The organism is Blautia sp. OF09-25XD (assembly GCF_003482095.1).
Taxonomy (GTDB): domain Bacteria; phylum Bacillota; class Clostridia; order Lachnospirales; family Lachnospiraceae; genus Fusicatenibacter; species Fusicatenibacter saccharivorans.
The window spans coordinates 171,733-193,264 of record NZ_QUMG01000003.1; the positions used below are offsets into that span (position 1 = coordinate 171,733).

18 protein-coding genes, 3 pseudogenes and 1 other annotated feature are annotated in these 21,532 nt (G+C 50.6%); of the genes and pseudogenes, 20 read left to right on the top strand and 1 reads right to left on the bottom strand.

The window, feature by feature from the left end:
- Positions 1-197 precede the first annotated feature (197 nt).
- Positions 198-1,570 (bottom strand): annotated as a pseudogene (locus tag DXA93_RS20470) (MATE family efflux transporter).
- Between the two features lie 256 nt (positions 1,571-1,826).
- Here DXA93_RS20470 and DXA93_RS04020 point away from each other — a divergent pair.
- The 20 genes and pseudogenes from DXA93_RS04020 (at position 1,827) to DXA93_RS04105 (ending at position 21,496) form a co-directional block, all read left to right on the top strand.
- On the top strand, positions 1,827-2,387 hold the full coding sequence (locus tag DXA93_RS04020; protein WP_119207760.1) for a biotin transporter BioY: 561 nt from the start codon (positions 1,827-1,829) through the stop codon (positions 2,385-2,387).
- A 289-nt stretch (positions 2,388-2,676) separates the two neighbouring features.
- Complete coding sequence (locus tag DXA93_RS04025) at positions 2,677-3,432, top strand: transglycosylase domain-containing protein (protein WP_070103231.1); 756 nt, start codon at positions 2,677-2,679, stop codon at positions 3,430-3,432.
- Positions 3,433-3,454: 22 nt separating this feature from the next.
- Positions 3,455-3,592 (top strand): hypothetical protein, encoded by a 138-nt coding sequence (locus DXA93_RS17750; RefSeq protein ID WP_156327580.1) that lies wholly within the window; start codon positions 3,455-3,457, stop codon positions 3,590-3,592.
- 156 nt (positions 3,593-3,748) lie between these two features.
- Complete coding sequence (locus tag DXA93_RS04030) at positions 3,749-4,321, top strand: M48 family metallopeptidase (protein WP_119207761.1); 573 nt, start codon at positions 3,749-3,751, stop codon at positions 4,319-4,321.
- An 18-nt stretch (positions 4,322-4,339) separates the two neighbouring features.
- Positions 4,340-5,299, top strand: a complete 960-nt coding sequence (locus DXA93_RS04035) for a hypothetical protein (protein ID WP_118697581.1) — start codon at positions 4,340-4,342, stop codon at positions 5,297-5,299.
- A gap of 83 nt (positions 5,300-5,382) precedes the next feature.
- Positions 5,383-5,823, top strand: a complete 441-nt coding sequence (locus DXA93_RS04040; protein ID WP_242991156.1) for an SseB family protein — start codon at positions 5,383-5,385, stop codon at positions 5,821-5,823.
- 72 nt (positions 5,824-5,895) lie between these two features.
- Complete coding sequence (locus tag DXA93_RS04045; RefSeq protein ID WP_055266294.1) at positions 5,896-6,696, top strand: MBL fold metallo-hydrolase; 801 nt, start codon at positions 5,896-5,898, stop codon at positions 6,694-6,696.
- A 110-nt stretch (positions 6,697-6,806) separates the two neighbouring features.
- Positions 6,807-7,027: a binding site (T-box leader), on the top strand.
- Between the two features lie 95 nt (positions 7,028-7,122).
- Positions 7,123-9,773: pseudogene (locus DXA93_RS04050) on the top strand (valine--tRNA ligase).
- On the top strand, positions 9,774-11,990 hold the full coding sequence (locus DXA93_RS04055; protein WP_119207762.1) for an LTA synthase family protein: 2,217 nt from the start codon (positions 9,774-9,776) through the stop codon (positions 11,988-11,990).
- A gap of 182 nt (positions 11,991-12,172) precedes the next feature.
- Positions 12,173-13,468: a bifunctional folylpolyglutamate synthase/dihydrofolate synthase gene (locus DXA93_RS04060; RefSeq protein ID WP_055220006.1), complete on the top strand. Its 1,296-nt coding sequence runs from the start codon at positions 12,173-12,175 to the stop codon at positions 13,466-13,468.
- Between the two features lie 26 nt (positions 13,469-13,494).
- Complete coding sequence (locus DXA93_RS17935; protein ID WP_022461761.1) at positions 13,495-13,668, top strand: hypothetical protein; 174 nt, start codon at positions 13,495-13,497, stop codon at positions 13,666-13,668.
- Between the two features lie 18 nt (positions 13,669-13,686).
- Positions 13,687-15,093: a tetratricopeptide repeat protein gene (locus tag DXA93_RS04065; RefSeq protein WP_207667068.1), complete on the top strand. Its 1,407-nt coding sequence runs from the start codon at positions 13,687-13,689 to the stop codon at positions 15,091-15,093.
- Positions 15,094-15,300: 207 nt separating this feature from the next.
- Positions 15,301-15,624 carry an anti-sigma factor antagonist gene (locus DXA93_RS04070; protein WP_022461763.1) on the top strand — a complete coding sequence of 108 codons (324 nt, stop codon included), beginning with the start codon at positions 15,301-15,303 and terminating at the stop codon, positions 15,622-15,624.
- A gap of 38 nt (positions 15,625-15,662) precedes the next feature.
- Complete coding sequence (gene spoIIAB / locus DXA93_RS04075) at positions 15,663-16,133, top strand: anti-sigma F factor (RefSeq protein WP_270423031.1); 471 nt, start codon at positions 15,663-15,665, stop codon at positions 16,131-16,133.
- 33 nt (positions 16,134-16,166) lie between these two features.
- A pseudogene (locus DXA93_RS04080) lies at positions 16,167-16,882 on the top strand (SigB/SigF/SigG family RNA polymerase sigma factor).
- Between the two features lie 193 nt (positions 16,883-17,075).
- Positions 17,076-17,630: a helix-turn-helix domain-containing protein gene (locus tag DXA93_RS04085; protein ID WP_118659393.1), complete on the top strand. Its 555-nt coding sequence runs from the start codon at positions 17,076-17,078 to the stop codon at positions 17,628-17,630.
- 93 nt (positions 17,631-17,723) lie between these two features.
- Positions 17,724-17,963, top strand: a complete 240-nt coding sequence (locus DXA93_RS04090) for a hypothetical protein (protein ID WP_118594858.1) — start codon at positions 17,724-17,726, stop codon at positions 17,961-17,963.
- Positions 17,964-17,967: 4 nt separating this feature from the next.
- A complete protein-coding gene (locus DXA93_RS04095) occupies positions 17,968-19,185 on the top strand; it encodes an aspartate aminotransferase family protein (protein ID WP_055219999.1) in 1,218 nt (405 codons plus the stop codon).
- 163 nt (positions 19,186-19,348) lie between these two features.
- Positions 19,349-19,969 (top strand): cytidylate kinase-like family protein, encoded by a 621-nt coding sequence (locus DXA93_RS04100; protein WP_055219997.1) that lies wholly within the window; start codon positions 19,349-19,351, stop codon positions 19,967-19,969.
- A gap of 3 nt (positions 19,970-19,972) precedes the next feature.
- Entirely contained in the window at positions 19,973-21,496 is a 1,524-nt protein-coding gene (locus DXA93_RS04105) for an APC family permease (RefSeq protein ID WP_055219995.1), read from the top strand.
- The last annotated feature ends 36 nt before the right edge of the window (positions 21,497-21,532 follow it).

The window sequence follows — 21,532 nt, forward strand, 5'->3', positions numbered from 1 at the left end:
GGATGCATGTGAATAAATAAAGAAAAGTGTGGATAACGCATAAAAAAATCGTATGCTGTTGTGGAAAAAGCAACAGCATACGATTTTTTACTTTCCGGACAGGATTCTTTCCTGTTTACACGGCAATGATCTGTAGCAAGACTCTGGCGACCGCAGCGCAGTAAAAACGAGCGGAAACTACAGGAAAAAAACTGTTTTCAGGCAGTAGCCTTCTGTAACTCTGCCATGATCTTAAATTCCAGCACGACCATAACGATGCTGACTGATGCGGCTGCAAGGTCTGCAATCGGCGCAGTGTACATCACGCCGTCAATGCCGAAGAGATACGGAAAAATCAGCAGCAGCGGAAGCAGGAAAATAATCTGTCTCGTCAGCGAAAGAAAAATACCCTTCTTCGGTGCTCCGATTGAGGTAAAGAAATTCGAGCTGACCGGCTGGATACCGTTCAGGAATGTGAAAAACAGGAAAATGCGGAAGTACCGCTCTGCAAAATGCAGGTACTCTTCGGAACCGGAACCAAAAATGCCGATAATCTGGCGTGGGAAGAGCTGGAAACAGAGGAAGGCGACGATGGAAATGGCAGTCGCCGCAAAAACTGCTTTTTTATAGGCGTCCTTCACGCGGTCATATTTCTGCGCACCGAAGTTGAAGCTGACAATCGGCTGAAGTCCCTGGGAAATGCCGATGACAAAGGAGAAGAACAGCATATTCACCTTTGAAATAATGCCGGCGCATGCAAGCGGAATGTCGCTTCCATAGACGGAATTGGAGCCGTAGTAGGTCAGTGTGTTGTTCATAACGATCTGAACAACCATCATTGCCACCTGATTGAATGCCGGAGTTGCACCAAGCGCAGCGATCCGTGCCCAGCAGGCCATGTTCGGTTTCAGATCGGAAAGAGAGAGCGGCAGTGTCTTAAAACCGCGCAGATAGAAGACAACAAGCGCAAACGATAAAATCTGTCCGGTGATCGTGGCGAGCGCTGCACCTGCCATGCCCATGTGGAAAACGAAGATGAACAGCGGGTCGAGAATCGTGTTGACGATCGCGCCGACCAGGTTACACAGCATGGAAAATTTCGGGCTGCCATCGCGCGGATCAGGTTGGAGCCGCCGATTGTGACGATCAGAAACGGGAAGCCGATGGAGGTGATTCGAGTGTAAGTACAGGCATAATCAATGACATCCGGTGTCGCACCAAAGAGAAGCATCATCGGGCGCAGAAAAAGCTGAACGGCAACGCAGAGGATCACACCGAGGATTGCCAGCATGGAGATGGCGTTTCCAACATAAGATTTTGCGTGCTCCGGCTCTCGTCTGCCCATGCAGAGATTGAAGTTTGCAGCACCGCCGATGCCGCAGAGCAGACCGATGGATGTGCAGACCATACTGAGCGGAAACGCTACGTTGGTCGCTGCGTTTCCGAGTACGCCGATGCTGTGACCGATAAAGAGCTGGTCTACCATGTTATAGAGGGCGCTGACGAGCATCGCGATGACGCTCGGAACCGCAAAACGCCGCAAAAGAGTGCTGACCGGTTCCGAGCCGAGAGGATTTTCGGAAGGTTTCATAGAGGGTATCTCCTTTCAAATGAGGTAAAAGTTCATCGTTTGTATCGGGTGAAAATTCCCGGAAAAAATCCGGGACTATATAGTATACCATAGAAAGAAAACAGAAAACAAGAGGGTGACCGCTATTTTCAGTAACACTCTGTGTTTTTAAAAAAGGGATTGACAAAAATGAAATATTAACCTATATTGTAACAAGGTTAACAATTCAAAGACAGAAAGAATTGCATACAAGAACCTGCGAGGAGGACTTACATTCATGAAAAAATCAAAACTTACCACAAAACAGATTGTACTGACCGGCATGATGACGGCAGTGCTTGCGGTACTGTCCATTGTGACGATTCCGCTTCCGACCGGCGTTCCGGTGACGCTGCAGACCTTTGCAATGGCATTTTGCGGCTACGTGCTTGGCTGGAAATTGGGAGGTGCATCGTCCGCTCTTTATCTGATCCTCGGCGCGATCGGCGTTCCGGTTTATGCCGGCATGAGCGGTGGATTCGGCGCTCTTCTCGGACCGGCCGGCGGCTTTATTTTCGGATTTATTCCGATGGCAATGCTCTGCGGTGCCGGAATTAAAAAAGGCTTCCCGGGCAAACCATTCGTTCTTGGAATTGCAGGTCTTGCGGTATGTCACGCAGCCGGTGTGGTACAGTTTTCCATTGTAACAGGAAACACGATCCCGGCTTCCTTCCTGGCAGTTTCCGTTCCGTACATCGTAAAAGATGTGATTTCCGTTGTAGTAGCTGAAATTCTCGGTGCAGCCGTTCGAAAAGCACTGTCAGCAGCTCATGTAATGAACTACGGAACCGCAGCATAATCACAGAGCGTTTCTGAAAAACCAAAAGATAAAAACAAGAGACAGGCATCCTGACAATCTGCCAGGTGTCTGTCTTTTTCTTTGTCAAGCGGATATTCGCAATCCGCTTCGCTGCTTGCCTGATTCGGTTAAAGTATTCCGCAGCAGCAGCGGTTATTTGAAAAAACGTGCAAAATGCATTTCATACAGTTTCAAAATTTTAATGAATTCCTAAGAAAGAGGCAAGAAGGCGTTAAGGGAGATATGGTAGGATAGAAAGCAGGAAAGAACAACAAAGGGGTTTGAAACCATGAGAAAAAGAACACGAAAACACCGGGGAACAGCGGGAAAAATGGTTGGAGGTTTTCTGGCATTTTTCTGCCTGATCCTGCTGACGGCCGGAATGTTCTGGGCAATCCAGGGATATGTTTCCTATCAGAAGGCAGTGAAGGAAAAGCCGCTCGCGCAGGCAGTAGAGGAAGCCAGAAGCGGAGCACAGTGGGCTTCTCTTGAACAGGTGCCGGATCTGTACAAAAAAGCGGTGCTTGCTGTTGAGGATCATCGGTATTACACACATCACGGGATAGACTGGATCAGCATGGCGCGGGCCGTTGTACATGATATCCGCGTGATGAAACCGGAGCAGGGAGGCAGTACCATCACACAACAGCTGGTAAAAAACATGTATTACGATCAGAATAAGACATTTGCCAGGAAAGCGGCAGAGGCGTGGACGGCACTCTATGTGGAACGGCAGCTCTCGAAAGAAGAAATTCTGGAATTGTACATCAATACCATCTATTTCGGGGATGGCTACTATGGACTGAAAGAAGCATCGCTTGGCTACTTCGGGAAAGAACCGCAGGAGCTGACCGACAGCGAAGCCGTTCTCCTCGCCGGAATCCCGAATGCACCGTCCGCCTACGCGCCGTCGCGCCACGCGGATCTGGCGCTGCAGCGGGAAAAGCAGGTGCTGGCGGCAATGGTAAAATATGGATACCTGGAACAAAGTGAGACGGACAGCCTGCTGTGGGATGCGGCAGCCGATCCGGTTCTGGCACGATAGAAAGAAAAGTGAGGAAAAAAGAATGGGAAAACTGATCAGACTGGGGGCAACAGCGCTGTCCATGATTGGAATTTTGGTGATGATTCTCTGTGTGCAGGCGGCGATTTTATTTGTGAGGCTGTGCATCCGAAGAAAGCAGAAAAAAATTGAGCTGAAATAAGAGAAAGAAAAATGTGAGCAGAATTGCCGGAAGAAAAACGGTGATTCTGCTCGCGTTTTTTTCTGTGAGCAATCCGATTGCGTTTCCGCCGGGAAAAAGGTATAATGAAAAACAGGTAAAAAAATGGTAAAACAGACAGCTTTTGAGGAAAAATAAATGGAACAGAAAGACAGCGCAGAACGGATTTTAAAACAGATTCCCTATGAGATCGTGTATTCCGCCCGCAAAACGCTCGCCGTCCAGGTCAAAGCGGATGGAAGCGTGGTGGTGCGCGCACCGAAACGGATGGCAAAATACAAAATCGAAGCATTCTTAAAAGAAAAACAGGATTGGATTCACACACACCGGGAAAAAGCGTTGGCGGCCGCAGAGCAGAAAGCAGCGAACCGTCTGACGGAAGCAGAACGAAAAGCGGCGGTTAAACGTGCGGCGCAGATGCTGGCGGAAAAGACGGCACATTTTGCAAAAGAGATGGGCGTAACGTATGGCAGAATCACAATTCGTGAGCAGAAAACCCGCTGGGGCAGCTGCAGCAGCGCCGGAAACCTGAACTACAACTGGAAACTGGTGCTGATGCCGGAGCGCGTGATGGATTACGTCGTTATCCACGAGCTGGCGCACCAGAAAGAGATGAACCATTCCGCGCGGTTTTACGCGGTGGTGGCACAGCAGATGCCCGATTACAAAGTGTGGCAGAGCTGGCTGAAGGAGCATGGAAGAGAGTACTGAAAAAGAGAGGCAAAACAAATGATACTGACCGAAGAAAAAACATATATCATCAATGTGACGGAAGTCGATACCGACGCAGAGCTCGGTTTAAATAAGAAAGATATTATGATCAAATACACGAATCTGGAGCTGCTGCACGCGGTTCTTGCAAGCACGATGCCGTACGGCCGTCTGTCGGCGCGCTACCGCGGAAAACGGAAGGCGGAGCTGCAGTCACGGATTGCGATGGTGGAGAGTGTGCTCGAAACACGCGGCGACCAGCTGGTAAAAGCGGAGCAGATTATGTATCTCGACACGGCGGAGCGCAGTGCAATCTGTCATTATCTCGGCATCATCTACACGCGGCTGATTGCGCAGAAGCTGTACGGAATTGACTGTATGGTACCGCTGAACCTGATCGAGCAGCCGGGGGAGAAAAAATTTGTAAAATACAACGGTGCATACCGCCAGGATCTGATCGGATACGGAAAGCAGAACGCATGGAGCGTCTGGGAGCCGGTCGGCAGGAGCGAGAACAGCCAGGCGGCCTTTGGAAACGGATGCCGGGCGGCGTCGGAGATCGAGAAGATCAATGAAAATCCGCTGGCGAAGAGCGCGGCGTGCATGACGTATTACGAGAGAGGCTATCTGAATGCCGTTGTAAAAGAGCCGGAGCGGACCGGGGACGGGACACTTTGGTTTCCAGAGGAGAATTATTTCAAAGCATATTATCAGCCGCTTTTCGAGCTGTTTGCGGACGAACAGCCGGGTGAGCTGTACGGAAGCAGCGGCGGCTTTGAACTGGAGCTGACTCTGCCGTGGACGGAGGAAGGAAAACGCGGCTTCCGCCATCTGCAGATCGGAACGGATCAGGTGACGATTGCATTGATGCGGGAAGGGAAGTACGATCAGATCTTAAAGCGGATGGAAAACGTTTTGGATTTATCAAAAGAGCGCAGATTCTGTGGGAAGGACGGCATCTGGGTAGGCGCAGAGTAAATGTCATCGGAAGTGCCGAAGCTGCCGGGGATGATGGTACACAGATTCTGTGTGGGAAAAGTGAAAAAGAAAGGACAAGAGCAATGGCAAAAGAAATGGAAACTCCAAAGGACGAAGGGCTGCAGGGGAATGAAACGATAGAGGAAGCAATTCTGGGACTGCAAAAGGAGCCGACGCCGGAACTGCTGGCACACGTGCTGACGGTGATCCGCCGCAGAATGAAAGAGGGCGGACAGGCGATTCTTTCCGTGGAACCGCCATCCGGCGACGATCAGATCCGGATCGGAACGGTAAAGAGCGCAGACGGAAAAGTCTGGTGGGCCGCGTTTACGAGCTTTGATGAGGAATTAAAGGGGAGCAGCAGCGTGAAATCTACGTTTCTCGTGAGTCTGGAACAGCTGATCCACATGGCATCCGAAACAAAGGAGATCAGCGGTGTGATTTTCAATCCGTGGAACCGCACGATCATGCTGGATCATACGCTGCTTTCGATTATCATCGGGGAAGAGAATGCGGGGCACTGAATTGCCGAAAGGAAAAAAGCAAGCACAGAAAGACTCCGAGGGTACATTATTATTTTAAGGAGGTTTTACATCATGGAGGGTTTTCAGGTAACAGAAATCGGGGAAAAAATTTACTGTATTTTGGACGCAGGAAATTCATCGTTCTATGTAGTAGAAGGTGAAGAAAAAGCGGCTGTCATTGATACCGGCATTACGGCAGGCACAAAGATTCTGCCGGTGATCCGTGAGCTGACGGACAAGCCGCTTCTGCTGGTCATCACGCATGCGCATCCGGATCACATGTATCACATGGATGAGTTTGATGAGGTGTACATGTGCCACGATGAAAAGAAGATGGATCCAGAGACGCTTGTGATGCTGACAGCGGGAAAATTAAAACCGTGGGAGGAGATTCATGACATCCGTACCGATTCCGTGATTCCGCTCGGCGGCACAGAGCTGGCCGTCTGTCAGACACCGGGCCATACGCCGGGCAGCGTCGTTGTGCTTGAGACGAAACAGAATTACCTGTTCACCGGAGATGCGATCGGAAGCGGCTGCGGTGTCTGGATGCAGGTGCCGGGCGGAACGAGCCTGGAAGAGTATTACGATGGTCTGGTTGGTCTGATGGCGTGGCTGGTGAAAAAGGGCGGCCGCATGAAATTCTTCGGCGGTCATCACACGCAGGTGTTTGAATCGACGGCGCATCCGGTTTACAATCCGCTCAGCCTCGGTGTTCTCGCAGATCTCATCGACCTTGTGGATCAGGTGATCCACGGCGAAAACCTAGGACGGCCAAGCAATGCGAAGCCGTTTTCGAAAGAACAGGTCCGCTACGCGTCGTACGGCCGCGCAGAAATGCAGTACTGTGCATCGCGGATTCACCGAAAATAAGCGCGTGAAATCTTAAAACTTCCATAAGAAGAAAGGTTTTTGCCCGCGGCGGCTTGACAAAATAAAAAAACGCGATTATGATAAATGCAGTTTCTATTCCAACAGAAAAAGAAAAGGTTATGAGGAAGAGGAGTACATGGCAGGCCCCAAAAGAGAGGACGGTTCACCGGCTGAAAGGCTGTCCGGGAAGGTGGTCATGGAAGGTAGCTTCTGAACCGGAGAGCTGAAAAGCACAGAAGATGTGATGATTAGGTTTTCACGCATGAGTCACGTTACAGACTCCGAAACGAGATACAAATTAAGGTGGTACCGCGGAATTTTCGCCCTTTGCATGCATGTTATGTGTATGTGAAGGGCGTTTTTGATTTAAGACAAGCCTCTGCGGGAATAAATACCACAATACACCAAACATAAAAGGAGGATCTCATGAGCAAAGAACTCGCAAAGACCTACGATCCGAAAGGACTCGAGGACAGACTGTATCAGAAATGGCTGGATAAAGGATATTTCCACGCCACTGTAAACCCGAACAAAAAACCGTTTACCATTATGATGCCGCCGCCGAACGTAACCGGACAGCTTCACATGGGCCACGCACTCGACAATACCATGCAGGATATTCTCTGCCGTTTTAAACGGATGGAGGGATATGAAGTACTCTGGCAGCCGGGAACCGACCATGCGGCGATCGCAACCGAGGTAAAGGTTACCAATATGCTCAAAGAGCAGGGCATCGACAAAGATGAAATCGGACGCGAAAAATTCCTGGAGCACTGCTGGGAGTGGAAGAAAGAGTACGGCGGACGCATCAACAGCCAGTTAAGAAAGATCGGCTCCTCCGCAGACTGGGAGAGAGAACGCTTCACCATGGACGAGGGATGCTCCAAAGCCGTAGAAGAAGTATTCTGCCGTCTGTATGAAAAAGGATGGATCTACAAAGGAAGCCGCATCATCAACTGGTGCCCGGTATGCCAGACTTCCATCTCCGATGCAGAGGTTGAATATCAGGAGCAGGCAGGCCACTTCTGGCACATCAACTACCCGGTAGTTGGCGAGGAAGGCCGCTTCGTAGAAATCGCAACCACCCGTCCGGAGACTCTGCTCGGCGATACTGCCGTAGCTGTCAATCCGGAGGATGAAAGATACACCGATATTGTAGGAAAAATGCTGAAACTGCCGCTGACCGACCGTGAAATCCCGGTTATCGCAGATGCTTACGTAGACAAAGAGTTCGGAACCGGATGCGTTAAAATTACACCGGCACACGACCCGAACGATTTTGAGGTAGGAAAACGCCACAACCTCGAAGAGATCAACATCTTAAACGATGACGGAACCATGAACAACAAGTGCGGCAAATACGCCGGCATGGACCGCTACGAGGCAAGAAAAGCCATGGTAGAGGATCTCGAGAAGCTTGGCCTTCTTGTAAAAGTAGTGGATCACGTTCACAACGTAGGAACCCACGACAGATGTAAGACAACCGTAGAGCCGATGATCAAACCGCAGTGGTTTGTAAAAATGGCGGATATGGCTGCCGCTGCCAGCGAAGCGGAGAAGAACGGGGAAGTAAACTTCATCCCGGATCGTTTCAGCAAGATTTATCAGAACTGGCTGAACAATATCCACGACTGGTGTATTTCCCGTCAGCTCTGGTGGGGTCATCGTATCCCGGCCTATACCTGTGATGACTGTGGCGAGATCACGGTTGTAAGAGGCGGAATGCCGGAAAAATGCCCGAAATGCGGCAGCACCCATCTCACCCAGGACCCGGATACCCTGGACACCTGGTTCAGCTCAGCGCTGTGGCCGTTCTCCACGTTAGGATGGCCGGAGAAAACACCGGAATTTGATTATTTTTATCCGACCGACGTACTCGTAACCGGATACGACATCATCTTCTTCTGGGTTATCCGTATGGTATTCTCCGCACTGGAGCAGACTAAACAGGTTCCGTTCCACCACGTACTGATCCACGGACTCGTTCGTGATTCCCAGGGACGCAAGATGAGTAAATCCCTCGGAAACGGTATCGATCCGCTCGAAGTCATTGACAAATACGGTGCAGATGCTCTCCGTCTGACTTTGATGACCGGTAATGCACCTGGAAACGATATGCGTTTCTACTGGGAGCGTGTAGAAGCCAGCCGTAACTTCGCAAACAAAGTATGGAACGCTTCCCGTTTCATCATGATGAACCTGGAAAAAGCAGAAGTTCCGTCTGAAATGCCAAAAGACAAACTGACACTGGCAGATAAATGGATTCTTTCTAAGGTAAACACGCTGGCAACGGAAGTAACGGACAACATGGACCGCTACGAGCTCGGTATCGCCGTACAGAAGGTTTACGACTTTATCTGGGAGGAGTTCTGCGACTGGTACATCGAGATGGTAAAACCGCGTCTGTACAGCGAGACCGACGAGACGAAGGGCGCTGCACTGTGGACCTTAAAAACCGTTCTCGGCAATGCATTAAAGCTGTTGCATCCGTTTATGCCGTTCATCACAGAGGAAATCTACTGCACACTGAATCCGGACGAGGATTCCATCATGATCGCCGCATGGCCGAAAGAGACCGAAGACTTTGCATACGCAGAGGATGAGGCAGCCGTTGAGATGATGAAAGAGGCGGTAAGAAGCATCCGTGGTGTCCGCACCAGTATGAACGTACCGCCGTCAAAGAAAGCAAGCGTATTCGTTGTAACGGAAGATGCTGCTGTACAGGAAACCTTCAAAAACGGTGCTGTATTCTTCGGAACTCTGGCAGGAGCAAGCGAAGTTCACGTACAGGCAGACAAAGCCGGCATCGCAGACGATGCGGTATCCGCAGTGATCCCGCAGGCAACGATCTACATTCCGTTTGCCGAGCTGGTTGACCTGGAAAAAGAGATCGCCCGCCTTACGAAAGAGGAAGAGCGTCTGACAAAAGAGATCGCACGTTCCAACGGCATGCTTGGCAACCCGAACTTTATCAACAAAGCTCCGGAAGCAAAAGTCAGGCAGAGAAAGAAAAACTGGCGAACTATCAGCAGATGATGGAGCAGGTTCAGACAAGATTGGAGCAGCTGAAAAAATAAATGAAAAAAGGAAAAAAACTGCATGGAAACAAGGAAACCGTAGTGAAAGTCTGCAACTGGCTCTCTTTGCCGCTGCAGGCCCTGGGATGCTGTATTCTGTATCTGGTGATTGAAGCATTTTCCCGCCATACGCTGGCATCTGCATGGAGCTACATGGTGGAAAGCCCATGGGTCTTTTTGTACAATGCATTTTTGATCTTCACTACTTTTATGGTAGTTTATCTGTTCCGCAGACGTGTGCTGGTACGGCTGGTGATGAGCTGTTTCTGGCTGCTGCTCGGCATCATTAACGGTGTGATTCTGGCAAACCGCGTCACGCCGTTTACCGGACCGGACTTGCGGAATTTAAGTGACGGCGCAAAGGTCGTGACGAAGTATCTGTCGAAAGGTACCATGATCCTCGTCGTAGCAGCCCTTGTGGCATTATTGGCATTTTTTGTATGGGTCTGGATCAAAGGACCGAAATTTCAGGGGAAAATCCGCTGGTATCTGAATGTGCCGTTAATTGCTCTGGTAATTGTACTCTTTACGGGAGCAACGAATCTGGCGCTTGCAAAGCGTGTGCTTTCCAGCTATTTCGTCAACATCGCATTTGCCTACCAGGATTACGGCTATCCGTACTGTCTGGCAGTCACCCTGTTTGATACGGGAATTTCAGAGCCGAACGGCTATTCCGAACAGCTCGTGAAACAGATTGAGACGAGTGAAGGCGAACAAAAAGAGGATGATACGGTAAAACCGAATATTATCTTTTTGCAGCTGGAGTCCTTTTTCGATCCGGAGCTGGTTAATTTCCTCAACATTTCCGAGGATCCGATCCCGTATTACCGGCAGCTGATGAAGGATTATTCTTCCGGTTATCTCCGCGTGCCGGTGGTGGGAGCCGGAACAGCAAACACAGAGTTTGAAACTATTTCCGGCATGAGCCTCCGGTATTTCGGAGCGGGTGAGTATCCGTACAAATCGGTGCTTTCAGAGGAGACGTGTGAGAGTGCGCCGTATGTTTTAAAGAATCTTGGCTATGCGACCCATGCGATCCACAACAATGAAGCAAACTTCTATTCCAGAAGAAGTGTATTCTCACGTCTTGGTTTTGATACCTTTACCTCGGAGGAATATATGCCGGATATCTCGGATGTGACGGCGACAGGATGGGTAAAAGACCATATTCTGACAAAAGAGATCATAAAAACGCTCGATGCGACAGACGAACCGGATTATATCTATACGATTTCGGTACAGGGCCACGGTGATTATCCGACAGAGCCGGTGCTTGACGATCCGGAGATTACAGTGACAGGCGCGGAAGACCGGGAAAAAAATAATTACTCCTGGGAATATTATGTAAATCAGATCCATGAGATGGACAAATTTGTCAAAGAGCTGACGACAAAGCTTGCGGATTATCCGGAGCCGGTGGTACTTGTGATGTACGGGGACCATCTGCCAACGATGGGACTGAAAGTAGAAGATCTGGAGAACCGCTATCTGTATCAGACCGAATACGTAATCTGGGATAATATGGGACTGAAAAGAAAACAGGAAAACATTGCTTCCTACCAGATTGCAGCAGAGGTTATGAACCGTGTGGGAATTCATGACGGAACCATTTTCCGGTATCATCAGACGAGACGGAATACGAAGAATTATCAGGTGGATCTCGAGGTGCTGCAGTATGATATGCTGTATGGAAAACGGTACGTTTACGGAGAAGACGGAGAGACACCGTATGAGCGTGTGAAGCTGCAGATGGGTGCTCTGCCGGTAACACTGGAACGAATCGAAAAATCCGGAGAAGATACCTGGTATTTTTACGGAGAAAACTTTACGGCATCGAGCCGTGTGGAAGTCAACGAGGAGATACAGGATACCGTTTATGTCAGCCCGTCGATTCTGATGGTGCATAGTCTGACCCTGGAAGACGGTGATCAGATTACAATCGCGCAGCAGAGCAACAGCTCGACGAAGAAGGTGCTGACAAGGACAGAGCCGATGATGTATGAAGAGCCCAAAACGGTATCTACACCGACGCCGACGCCGAACCCGGACAGCACGAAAACAGATGTGACGCAGGAAAATGCCAATACGAGCACTGCGCCGCAGGATGAACTGACGGCAGCGCCGTCCGGTGCGCCGGAGGGCGAAGGCGACAAGATTGAGCCGTCAAAAACAGAAAACAGCGATAAACCGGCCGAAGACGGCGGTCTGCAGAATTAAAAAGAGTGTCCGAAAGATCATACAGTGGGGCGGATTTTGACGTCCCACTGTATCTTTTTACGGGGAAAGTCGAAAAGTCGGGACAAAATTTTGAAAATTGCTATGGACATATCCGGTCACTCGATTATAATGATACTAGGGTCTGAAAGCAGCCCTAAAATACTGAAGAATGGTGAAATAAAGTGAATTATACAGAAGCAGTTGATTATATCGAAACAATACCGAAATTTACGGTGAAGCATCCGCCGGAACATACGAGGGAGCTTCTTTCGCGCCTTGGGAATCCGCAGGAAGGGATCAAAATTATCCATGTGGCGGGCACGAACGGAAAGGGAAGCGTCTGCGCGTACTTGAATGCGATGCTGCTTGCAGGCGGCAAAAAGACAGGACTTTTTACCTCCCCGCACCTTGTACGCATCAACGAGCGGTTCCAGATCAACGGGGAAGATGTGTCGGATGAGCAGTTTCTCGACGCATTTCTCAAAGTGGAAAAAGCAGCCAAAGAATACGAGGCGGAGGGCGAAGGCCATCCGAGCTATTTTGAGACGCTGTTCCTGATGGGAATGCTGATTTTCAAAGAAGCCGGCGTGGAATACCTGGTCATGGAGACCGGCCTTGGCGGACGGCTGGATGCGACAAATGTGGTCGAAAAGCCGCTGGCATGCATCATCACGTCCATCAGCCGCGACCACACCGAGTATCTCGGCGACACCCTCGAGGCGATTGCGGGAGAGAAAGCCGGCATCATCAAAGCCGGTGTCCCGGTAATCTACGACGCCAGCCAGCCAGGTCCGGCTTCTGTCATTGCCGCAAAGGCGAAAGAGATGGGAAGCCCGGCATGGCCGATGGAGCCGTCGTTCTATGAGATGAAAACACAGAGCCGCGAGGGTATCACCTTTACCTTTGCATATCCGGGCGGCGAAAAAGCAGAGCTTGCGATTCCGTATGTGGCAAAATACCAGATGATGAATGCAAGCCTTGCGTTCTACATGATGCATATTCTGCAGGACGTGCACGACATTCCTAAGAACGTGCTTGCGGAAGGCCTTTCGAAGATCAAATGGCCGTGCCGTATGGAAATGGCTGCGCCGGGCGTCATCATCGACGGCGCGCACAACGAGGACGGCATTGCACAGTTTGTCAGCACGGCAGGCTATTTTGCGAAAGAAAACGAGATCACGATTCTGTTCACGGCAGTTGCAGACAAGCACTATCATGAGATGATCGGTGAAATCTGCGAGGGAATCCATCCGTCCCATGTTGTTGCAACGCAGATCGACGGAAGCCGCGTCGTACCGGCGGAAGTGCTTGCAGAGGACTTCAGAAAAGCAGGATGCACGGATGTCTGCGCGGAACCGGAGATCGGGGCAGCGTATGAGAAGGCACTGGGCAAAAAGGGCAGCGGCATGCTGTTCTGCGTGGGTTCTCTGTATCTGGCGGGCGAACTGAAAGCATATCTTGCAAAGCGGAATGGTTAGCGAATACAGGAAGGAATTTTTTGTTTATGTTAAATTACGAAGAAGAACTGAAGAAGTTTAAACCATGTCTCGATGTGGACGAGGTGGAGGATGCGATTTACAGCCGTGATCTGACGGATGTGATCGACATTTTGAAAGAAATGATGAAAAACGACAAGCCGGAACAGGAAAACGAGACAGAAGCGGAAAAGGAAGAGTAAGGTGCCGGAATGAACTGTATGAATTGTAAATCGGTTGTGGACGTCGGAATGGAGATCTGTCCTAACTGTGGTTTTAACCTGAGAGTACAGAGAAAATGTTTTTCTCTTTCGAATATGTACTACAATCTGGGCCTCGACAAGGCAGAGATCCGGGATCTTTCCGGAGCGATCGATATGCTGCGGCGGAGTCTGAAGTTTAACAAATACAATATCCATGCGCGGAACTTGTTAGGCCTTGTCTATTTTGAGACGGGTGAAGCGGTTGCGGCGTTAAGTGAGTGGATCATCAGCAAGAATATTATGCCGGAGAATAATGTGGCGACGGAGTATATTGCGACGCTGCAGGCGGAGCAGGCGAAGCTGGATATGATCAATCAGACGATCAAGAAATACAACAGTGCGCTGAAATGCTGCCGCGAGAACAATGAGGATGTGGCTGCGATCCAGCTGCGCAAGATTCTGAACCAGAATCCGAAGCTGATCAAGGGATATCATCTGCTGGCGCTGATTTATATTCACAAGGGTGAGTATGAGAAAGCGCGGAAGATTCTGAAAAAGGCGGCGAAAATTGACAAGACGAACTCGACGACGCTTCGTTTCCTGAAGGAGGTTGATTTCCAGACGGGTACGCAGACGTCGCTGGAGCCGCGGCGGTTCGGCCGCAGGGAGCGTACGGAGGAGCAGCGCGAGGACGAGCGTGAGCGTGTGGTAAGCGGGGATACGGTGATTATTCCGCCGACGTTCCGCGAGACGTCTACAGCGGCAACGATGCTGAATATCGGTATTGGGCTGGTGCTTGGCGCACTGGTTGTGTGGTTCCTGATCGGGCCTGCGAATACGCAGCGAATTAACCGGCAGGCGGACGAGAAGGTTGTGGAATACAGCGGCAAGATGGCGAGCCAGGAGGCCCAGCTGAACCAGCTCCAGAGCCAGGTGGATTCTCTGAACGAAACGACGGCTTCTGCGCAGCAGCAGATCCAGACGGCACAGGATACGGCGGCTTCCTACGAGAACCTTTTAAAGGCTGTGGAAGCGCAGCAGCAGGGCAACACGAGCAACGCAACAAACGCACTGACCGAGGTCAACCCGGAGGTGCTTTCTGTGGACGCAAAGGCTGTGTATGACACTATTTACAAGAGCATGCAGTCGTCTATGTTCCAGGAGCTTTCGCAGTCGGGTGTGAATGCATTTGACGATGCGAATTACACTGAGGCGATTGATAAGCTTTCGAAGGCTAAGAATATCAACGACAGTGACTATACGGTGCTTAACTATCTGGCGCATGCGTATCGGCTGAGTGGGGATACCGATAATGCGATTTCGGTGTTCCAGGAGATCATCGATAAGTTCCCGGGAACCCAGAAGGCTACTAAGGCCGAGCAGCAGATTGAGGCGCTGGGGGGGACTGTGAAGACGGAGGAATAGTGAGGACGGACGCCCACGGGGCAGAATGCCGCAGGAGATGCGGCGCTGTTTCGTCGGGCTGATACCACTGACTACGCGGAGGGTGCGTGGGACGAAGGGCAAAAAAGTATAAAAGTGAGAAGATAAAACACAAAAGATGAAATTCGCTTTACGGCGAAAAATCTTTTGTGTTTTTTATTTTATGACAGGAAAGAGGGAGGATGGGAAATGGATAATCGTGTTTGGGTGAAGGATGCGGTGATGACGATTCGGCTTCCGGAAGAGGTGGATCATTTTGTGGCTGACCGGCTTCGGGAGGAGGCGGGGGAGATTTTGGTGGAGAGGAATGTGAGGGAGGTGGTGTTTGATTTTCGGAAGACGGTGTTTATGGACAGTTCGGGGATTGGACTGGTGATGGGAAGGTTTCGGGAGATGGAGCTGATTGGCGGGAAGGTGAGAGCGGTGCATGTGGGAGAGCGGATGCGGAGGATTCTGGTGATGTCGGGGGTGACGCGGGTGATTGAGGTGGAAGAGGAGAAGACGTGGAAGTAGGTTTTGGACGGGGAGTGGGCAGAAAGGGGAATGGGATGATGCGAGAAAGGATGAAAACAGAAGAGAAGATGCGGTGGAATACGATGACGCTGGAATTTGAGAGCCGTCCCTGCAATGAGAGTTTTGCGCGGGTGTCTGCGGCGGCGTTTCTGGCGCAGCTGAATCCGACGGTGGAGGAAGTGGCGGATGTCAAGACGGCGATTTCGGAGGCGGTTACGAATGCGATGATTCACGGATACCGGCAGGAAAAAGGTAAAATTCAGATGAAGTGTGTGCTGGATCTGGAGGAGAAGGTGTTTCAGGTGACGGTAAAAGATACCGGCGTCGGGATTGAAAATGTGGAGAAGGCGATGGAGCCGATGTTTACGACCTGCCCGGAGCTGGAGCGGTCGGGGATGGGGTTTTCGTTTATGGAGGCGTTTATGGATGAGCTGGAAGTAAGGTCGCATCCGGGATGGGGGACGGAAGTGGTGATGAAACGGAAAATCGGTGTGCATCCGGAAATGTAAGGGCCGGATCGGAAGTCATAGGAGTCAGAATGCATGGAACATACGCTTGCCCTGATCGAAAAGGCACACGAAGGGGATAAAGCGGCAAGGGATACACTGGCAGAGGAAAATATGGGACTGGTCTGGAGCATGGTGAGGCGGTTGCAAACCGCGGGGTGGAGATGGAGGATCTGTGCCAGATCGGGAGCATTGGGCTGTTGAAGGCGATTGATAAATTTGATCCTTCGTTTGAAGTCTGTTTTTCGACGTATGCGGTTCCGATGATTGCGGGGGAGATCCGGCGGTTTCTGCGGTCGGAGGGGATGGTGAAGGTGAGCCGCCCGATCCGGGAACTGGCGTGGAAAGCGTATGCGGTGCGGGAGCGGCTGGAGCGGGAGAACGGGCGCGATCCGACGCTGGCGGAGATAGCGGGGGAGCTTGATGTTACCGTGGAGGAAATCGTGGAGGCGATGGAGTCCGGCGCGGAGGTGGAATCGCTGCAGAAGACCATCTATCAGGGGGAAAACCACGATATTTCTCTGATGGACCGCATTCCGGAAAAAGAGAACGGGCAGGAAAAGCTGCTGAACCGGATTTTCTTGGAAGAGCTGTTGGGACGACTGCCCGCGAAGGAGCGGCAGCTCATCTACATGCGCTATTTTCAGGACATGACGCAGGCGCAGATCGCCGGAAAACTGGGGATTTCGCAGGTGCAGGTGTCGCGGATGGAAAAGAAGATTCTGCGGCAGATGCGGATGGAAAAGGTCTGACAAAAATACAAATCCGGCGGAAGGGCGCTTTTCCTGGGAAAGGCAGAGAAAAGTGCCTGAAACCCGGGCGGATAAAGGAAGAAAAGAAAGGCGAAGCGGGGAAAGGTGGCAGAAAGTTTAAAAATATTCACTGGAATATCGGAGGAAGGTGTGCTACAATGAGCGAAATACGAAGAAAGGCAGGTGGAAGAACATGGATTATCTGACAGAAAATGTGGCGGTCAATCTGAAACGGATCCGGCAGTCGAAAGGGATGAGTCTCGACCAGGTCTCAGAGCAGACCGGGGTCAGCAAGAGTATGCTCTCGCAGATCGAAAAGGGAACGGCGAACCCGTCGCTTGGCGTGCTCGGGAAGATTACGAGCGGCCTGCGGATTGAATTTCAGGAGCTGATTGCAACGCCGCTGGTGGATAGTTATCTTGTGACACCGGAGAATCTGGTTCCGACGAAAGAGCTGGAGGGGCAGTACACTGTGTGGACGTGCTTTCCGTATGAGGACACGCGGCTTGTGGAAATCTACCGCATCGACATCGAACCGGGCGGAACGTATGTGAGCGGCGGCCACGGAGAGAAAACAAGAGAGTACCTGGTGGTGACAGACGGCGTGATGACCGTGGAGTGCAATGGAAAAGAGCATGAGATCCACTTGAAGCAGGCATTCCGTTTCGAGACAGACCAGACCCACATCTACCGCAACAGAGGGACGGAGAAGACGAGCTGCATGTGTTTCTTTCTCGACTATCACTAAAAGCCGCAGAATAACAGGCTTTCTTTTTTTGAATGAACTGTTCAATATAATGGACAGAAGTCCACTGGAACATCAGAATAAAAAACAACGGATATGAAAAAAATACGGTGGAAGACGAAAAAACATCAAAAAAGAATAGGAAAAGCGGGTGTTAAAGAAAAAGCAAAAATAAAAAACTTTTTTAAAAAAGTAATTGACAAATATAGGGAGTGGTGCTATTGTATGGTTGTACAAAATAATAAACGAAAAACAAAGCAAAGACGCTTACCAACGAGTAGTCTTTGCTTTTTTGTTTTTTATTTAAAAAATCTTTTCAACGCTATGGGAGGATAACACTATGAGATTAAAAGACACAGGATTAACGGTTCAGGACATCAAAGACAAAGTAAACAAGTACATGATCGAGACCTACGAGCGTTTCGATTTCCTTGCAGAAACCGCAGAGGGGATGTACATGTACGACGAAAACGGAACGCCGTATCTTGACTTTTACGCAGGAATCGCCGTAAACAACGCCGGAAACAGAAACCCGAAAGTTGTTGCAGCAGCAAAAGAGCAGCTCGACGATATCATGCATACCTTCAACTATCCATACACCATCCCGCAGGCACTGCTTGCTGAGAAAGTCTGCGAGACCATCGGCATGGACAAGATCTTCTATCAGAACTCCGGTACCGAGGCGAACGAGGCCATGATCAAAATGGCAAGAAAGTACGGCATCGAGAAATACGGCCCGAACCGTTACCACATCGTAACCGCAAAGATGGGCTTCCATGGAAGAACCTTCGGTGCCATGTCTGCAACCGGTCAGCCGGGCAACGGATGCCAGGTTGGATTCGGACCGATGACCTACGGATTCTCCTACGCACCGTATAATGATCTGCAGGCCTTCAAAGATGCATGTACCGAAAACACCATCGCCATCATGGTTGAGCCGGTACAGGGCGAAGGCGGTGTTCATCCGGCAACGAAAGAGTTCATGCAGGGACTCCGGAAGTTCTGTGATGAGAACGACATGCTGCTTCTGATTGATGAAGTACAGACCGGCTGGTGCAGAACCGGTGCGGTAATGTCTTACATGAACTACGGCATCAAACCGGATATCGTATCCATGGCAAAAGGTCTTGGCGGCGGAATGCCGATTGGCGCAATCTGCGCAACAGCTGAAGTAGCAAAAGCCTTTACCCCGGGATCTCACGGAACTACCTTCGGCGGCCATCCAGTCAGCTGTGCAGCAGCACTGGCAGAAGTCAACGAACTGATCGACCGCGACCTTGCCGGAAATGCAAAGAAAGTCGGTGATTACTTCGCAGAAAAATTAGTAAAACTGCCGCATGTCAAAGAAGTCAGACATCAGGGACTGCTGGTCGGCGTAGAGTTTGATGATACCATCAGCGGCGTAGAAGTCAAACATGGCTGCCTTGACCGCCATCTGCTGATCACCGCCATCGGAGCGCACATCATTCGTCTGATCCCTCCGCTTATCGTAACCGAGGAGGACTGCGACAAGGCAGTTGCTATCATCGAAGAAACCGTAAAAGCTCTGGAAAAATAAAGAATTCTTATAGAAACAAAGAAAATCTCATAGCGTGAAAAGAACAGGACAAGGACGTCAAAAAGCAAAGAACCATGCTTCGCCCCTGTCCTGTTTTTCTTTTCATTCTGTGAATCGGAAACAACAGGTAAAACAGAGAAATTAAATGTGAGAGGAAAACGGTATGGGACATCTGGTTATCACAATCGGCTGCGAGTACGGAGCCAAAGGAAATGCCATCGGCAGGAAAATTGCGGAGGATCTCGGAATTAAGTTCTACGACCGCGAGCTGGTGGATCAGATTATTGAAGAAGTCGGAATTCCGAAAGACATCATGAACCGTGTAGAAGAGGGCGGTACGATTGCCGGAAAAGGAGCCGAGGGCGATGTCCGTGGATCCTTCTCAAAATATGCGGACCTGACCGAGCGTGCGATTCATGTACAGAAGCAGATCATCCGGAAACTGGCAGAAAAAGAGGCCTGCGTCATCATCGGACGATCCGCGGATTACATCTTAAAGGACAGCAAAGATATCAAGCTCCTCCGGGCTTTTATCTATGCACCGGATGAGATCCGCATTCAGAATATCATGAAGAGCCACAGCCTTTCCGAGAGCGATGCAAAAATTCTGCTGCTCGAGAAGGACAAACGGTATCACAAGCGTCATCTGGCGCTGACCGGCAGCAACCGCGGAGACCGGCACAACCGAGACATTCTGATCAACAGTGCATTCCTTGGTGTGGAGGGCACAGCGGAGTATCTCGAGGAACTGATTCAGAAGAAATACGGAAGCGGGGAGGAATAAGCCATGGAACAGAAAAAATCAGAATTTGACAAAGTATTAGGTGCATGGGATATTCTCGTCATCGCTTTCGGAGCCATGATCGGCTGGGGCTGGGTCGTATCCTCAGGAAGCTGGATTCAGAAAGGCGGCGTTGTCGGAGCTTCAATTGCGTTTGCGATCGGCGGTGTCATGATCTTCTTCATCGGACTGACTTACGCAGAACTGACTGCAGCGATGCCGCAGTGCGGCGGCGAGCACGTCTTCAGCTACAAGGCGATGGGCCCGAACGGTTCGTTCATCTGTACCTGGGCGATTATTTTAGGATACGTCAGTGTTACGTGTTTCGAGGCGTGCGCCTTCCCAACCATCATCACATATCTGTGGCCGGGATTCCTGAAAGGCTATATGTACAGCGTGGCAGGATTTGATATCTATGCTTCCTGGGTAGCCGTAGCCGTTATTGTAGCGTTTCTCATCACACTGATCAATGTGCTGGGCGCAAAAACAGCAGCCGTTCTGCAGACGGTCCTTACCTGTATCATCGGCGGCGCTGGTATCCTTCTGATTGTGGCATCCGTGATCAACGGAGATTCCAGCAATCTGCAGGGACAGATGTTCGTCGGCGAGAGCACCGGAACGATGTTCCAGAACATCATCAAAGTTGCTGTTGTTACCCCGTTCTTCTTCATCGGCTTTGACGTTATCCCGCAGGCAGCAGAGGAAATCAACGTTCCGTTAAAGAAAATCGGTAAAATGATGATTCTCTCCGTTGTACTCGCTGTTGTTTTCTATTCCTGTGTTATCCTGGCTGTCGGCTATGTGCTGAACCCGTCCGAAATCCTGAGCTCGGAAGCAGGAACCGGACTTGTCACAGCAGATGCGATGGCGAAAGCGTTCGGTACAGCGGTTATGGCAAAAGTCATCATCGTCGGCGGTATGTGCGGTATCATCACATCCTGGAACTCCTTTATGATCGGCGGTTCCCGTGCCCTGTACTCTATGGCTGAATCCTACATGATTCCGCCGATGTTCGCAAAGCTTCATCCGCAGCACAAAACTCCGATCAACGCCCTGTTCCTGATCGGCGCGCTGACTATGCTGGCTCCGTTTGCAGGACGAGGCATGATGGTGTGGATCTGTGATGCAGGTAACTTTGGATGCTGTCTTGCCTACTGTATGGTATCTCTTTCCTTCCTGATCCTGCGGAAGAAAGAGCCGGATATGCCGCGTCCGTACCGTGTTCCGGCATACAAATTTGTTGGAACCATGGCGGTTCTGATGTCCGGATGTATGGTACTTGTTTACTGCATTCCTGGTTCCGGCGGAACGCTGGTATGGCAGGAGTGGCTGATGGTAGGCGGCTGGAGCCTCCTCGGTGTTGTATTCTTTGCAGTCTGCAAGTTCAAATATAAAGAGAAGTTCGGCAGCCTGATCGAGCTGATCTCCGACGAGGACGCAGCGTCCCTGATGCCGGAGGCAGACGATGCGGAACTCGACGTTGTTATCGATGCAGCGATCGACCGTGTTCTTGCCAAAATGGCTGGCTGAAGCTGAGATAGGATAAAACAAAGCGTGTCGGAAAGA